At 67.8% G+C, this 3413-nt stretch carries 5 protein-coding genes, 1 pseudogene and 1 riboswitch; of the genes and pseudogenes, 2 read left to right on the forward strand and 4 right to left on the reverse strand.

The features are described from left to right. Positions 1-135 (reverse strand): annotated as a pseudogene (locus tag G3N94_RS43330) (histidine phosphatase family protein); the annotation flags it as partial. A 55-nt stretch (positions 136-190) separates the two neighbouring features. Further along, positions 191-333: riboswitch (cobalamin riboswitch) on the forward strand. Positions 334-371: 38 nt separating this feature from the next. Between G3N94_RS43330 and G3N94_RS40395 the strand changes: the two are divergent. Then, a complete protein-coding gene (locus G3N94_RS40395) occupies positions 372-581 on the forward strand; it encodes a CbtB-domain containing protein (protein ID WP_205799767.1) in 210 nt (69 codons plus the stop codon). Positions 582-594: 13 nt separating this feature from the next. Further along, positions 595-1314, forward strand: coding sequence for a CbtA family protein (locus G3N94_RS40400; protein WP_205799768.1), 720 nt, complete (start codon positions 595-597; stop codon positions 1312-1314). A gap of 216 nt (positions 1315-1530) precedes the next feature. On the opposite strand, the gene G3N94_RS40405 is transcribed toward G3N94_RS40400, so the two are convergent. From G3N94_RS40405 to G3N94_RS40415, 3 genes are all read right to left on the reverse strand, one after another. Then, complete coding sequence (locus G3N94_RS40405) at positions 1531-2595, reverse strand: 2,3-butanediol dehydrogenase (RefSeq protein ID WP_205799771.1); 1065 nt, start codon at positions 2593-2595, stop codon at positions 1531-1533. 46 nt (positions 2596-2641) lie between these two features. Further along, complete coding sequence (locus tag G3N94_RS40410; RefSeq protein WP_205799769.1) at positions 2642-2866, reverse strand: hypothetical protein; 225 nt, start codon at positions 2864-2866, stop codon at positions 2642-2644. 132 nt (positions 2867-2998) lie between these two features. After that, on the reverse strand, positions 2999-3413 hold a 415-nt coding region (locus G3N94_RS40415; RefSeq protein WP_205799770.1), incomplete at its 5' end, for a GNAT family N-acetyltransferase.

The following is a 3413-nucleotide window of genomic DNA, read 5'->3' on the forward strand; positions in this document are numbered from 1 at the left end:
CCACGACCATCGCGCGCGCGCGTGAGCCGCCTCGGCGAGACCGCGCGCGTCGAGCGCGTCGTCGTCGCCGGGAAACGTGCCCGTGCGCATCGCCGGCGTGGCGGCGTGGGCGATCAGGTACAGATGCAGGATCATCGCTTGCCGGCGGCGCGGCGCTGCCCGCGAAGCTTGCCGGAAAGCTGGCCGTGCAACGACTTTTGAACCGGAACGTTCACGCGTACAATCCCCCCGTTGCGAAGTGCGGAAGCCGGTTCGAATCCGGCGCGGTCGCGCCACTGTAATCGGTCACGAACGTTTCCGAAAGCCAGACCTGCCTTCGTCGCCACTTATCAACCGATCGTCGGGGCGCGATACCCCCTGGAGGTTTCATCATGAGCGAAGCAGTTCTCAAGCCGGCAGTCGCGCCGGCGCCCATTCCCGTCCGGGAACTCCTGCCGTGGGCCGTGTTCGGCGGCCTGCTCCTGTTGCTGGCGCTGTACTTCGTCGGCGCCGAGCAAGGCGCGACGTCGCTCGTGCCCGGCATGTACGTCCACGAATTCGTCCACGACGGCCGCCATCTGCTCGGCTTTCCTTGCCACTGACAAGGGGACGCTCATGGTTGGAAAGCTGCTGGTACGCGGCATGCTCGCGGGCATTGCCGCGGGTCTGCTCACGTTCTGTTTTGCCAAGGTGGCCGGGGAGCCGCAGGTCAACCAGGCCATCGCGTTCGAAGAGAAGCTCGACGCGGCCAAGGGTGACGCGCCGGAACCCGAGCTGGTCAGCCGCGACACGCAGGCCGGTTTCGGCCTGCTGACCGGGGTCGTCACTTACGGGGCAGCGTTCGGCGGGCTGTTCGCGCTGACGTTCGCGTATGCGTACGGGCGGGTCGGCAGGCTCGGTGCCCGTTCGCTGTCCGCGTGGCTCGCGCTCGCCGCGTTCGTCGCGCTGGTCATCGTGCCGAACCTCAAGTATCCGGCGAATCCGCCGTCGGTCGGCGATCCCGACACGATCGGCTTTCGCACGGGCCTGTTCTTCCTGATGATCGCGATCTCGATCGCGGCGATGGTCTTCTCGCTCAGCGTGCGGCGCCATCTCGTGGCCCGGCTCGGCGCGTGGAACGCGTCGATCGCGGGCGGGCTGCTGTTCGTCGCGCTGATCGCGTTCGTGCAGTTCGCGCTGCCGGACGTCAACGAAGTGCCCGCCGCGTTCCCGGCCGTCGTGCTGTGGAAGTTCCGCGTCGCGGCGATCGGGATGCAGGTCGTGATGTGGACGACGATCAGCCTGCTGTTCGGCGCGCTCGTCGAGCGCAGCGGGTTGATCGAGTCGCGCGCGTAAGCTGTCCATAAGCGACCCGTAAACAGCACATAAGCGGGCGCATAAGCGGCACGAATCCGTGCCGCTTATGCGCCGCTGCGCGGCGGACGGTGATCCCGCCGGCGCGCATCACGCAATGCCGGTCGCATCCCCCAATGCCGGCGCGCATCCCGGCGCATTTCCGAATATCGGCCGCATCGCGCGATGCGGCCGGCGGCATGCGCCGCGATGCCGTCGTCACCCGACGGCAGGCTGCACGATGATCTTCACGTTCCGGTCCTTGTTGTTCACCAGTTCCTCGAACCCGCGCAACACGATATCGCCGAGCGCGATCCGGCCGGTGATCAGCGGCTGCACGTCGATGCGGCCGTCCGCGATGAAGCGGATCACGTCGGCGAATTCGCCGTTGTAGGCGAGCGAGCCGATCACCTCCTTCTCGGTCGACACGATGTCGAAGAAATTGAACGCGGTCGGCTCCTCGAAGATGCCGACCATCACCGTCTTGCCGGCCTTGCGGATCACGTCGATCGCGAGCTTCGCGGTCGCGGTGTGGCCGATACACTCGAACGACACGTCCGCGCCGTAGCCGCCCGTCAACGCCTTGACCTGCGCGACCGCGTCGGCCTCCTTCGGATCGATGACGACGGTCGCGCCGACCTCGAGCGCCTTCTGCTTGCGCGCCGCCGACATCTCCAGCGCGATCACGCGCCCGGCGCCCGCCGCCTTCGCACACATGATCGTGCACAGGCCGATCGTGCCGGCACCGACCACGACGACCGTCTGGCCGACGATGCTGCCTGCCTTCTTCACCGCATGGAGCCCGACCGCGAGCGGCTCGATCAGCGCGCCGGCCTCGGTCGGGAAATTGTCGGGAAGCTTGTACAGCAGCTCGGCGGGAACGTTCACGTATTCGGCGAACGCGCCGTTGTTCATCAGCCCGGTGAACGCGAGGTTCTCGCAGATGTTGTACAGACCATGCGTGCAATACCAGCAGGTGCCGCAATGCTGGCACGCGTCGGCCGTCACGCGGTCGCCGACCGCGAAGCCCGTCACGCCCGCGCCGAGTTGCGCGATCTCGCCGCTGAATTCGTGGCCGAGGATGCACTGGCCTTTCAGGCCCGTCAGCGGGTGCGGCGCGTCGACCGGAATGAAAACCGGGCCCGCGACATACTCGTGCAGATCCGAGCCGCAGATCCCGCACCAGTGCACGCGGATCGTTACCCAGCCGGCGGCGGGCTTGTCCGGAACGGGAACCTCTTCGACGCGGATGTCGCGGCGGCCGCGCCAGACGGCGGCCTTCATGCTGGGGGGAGTTGCCGGTGCCGGTGTATTCACGTTGCTGTCTCCGTCAGGGTTGTCGTCGGGCGCGAATCGCGGTCGCGACCGTCGCGCGGTTGCGCGCCCGACCGGTATGCAGGAACGGTGCCAGCGTGGAAAACAGCGCGGCGTGGCCGCGCACGGCGTGACGGATGTGCGCCGCGGCATCCTTGTATCGTGCATGGACTGCGGTGCGCGGACGGGTGCCGCGTATTTTTTGTTGCGACCGCACGAGGCCGCAGCGCGTGAGACGCATGGGACGTTCGTCTCATCGGTGTGAGACGACGCGTGAGACGAAGCGCGAGACGAAGCGAAAAACGGCAAGCGGCGTGCCGTTCCGATGCGCGCGCAACCGGCCGCGCGGCAGCGGCCGGCCGCCGCACATCCGTTACCGGAGATCCTTGCGATACTGGATGAACCCCGCGTTGTTCGCGAGCCGGTCGTACAGTGCGCGCGCCGTCGTATTGGTCTCGCGCGTGAGCCAGTGCACGCGGCTCGCGCCCGCTTCGCGCGCGTGCTGATACACGGCCTCGATCAGCGCGCCGCCCGCGCCGCGCCCGCGCGCAGCGGGCGCCGTGAACAGGTCCTGCAGATAGCAGTACGGGCCTTCGGTCCAGCACGAGCGATGGTAGATCGCGTGCACGATGCCGAGCAGCGTGCCCGACGCGTCGAATGCGCCGAGCACGAACATCGGCTCGTCCGGGTCCATCAGACGGGCCCACGTCGTTGCGAACACGGTGTCGCTCAGCGCGGTGGCGTAGAAGCCCAGATAGCCCTGCCACAGCGGGCGCCATGCGGCCTCG

It is taken from the genome of Burkholderia sp. Ac-20353, assembly GCF_017104785.1.
Taxonomy (GTDB): domain Bacteria; phylum Pseudomonadota; class Gammaproteobacteria; order Burkholderiales; family Burkholderiaceae; genus Burkholderia.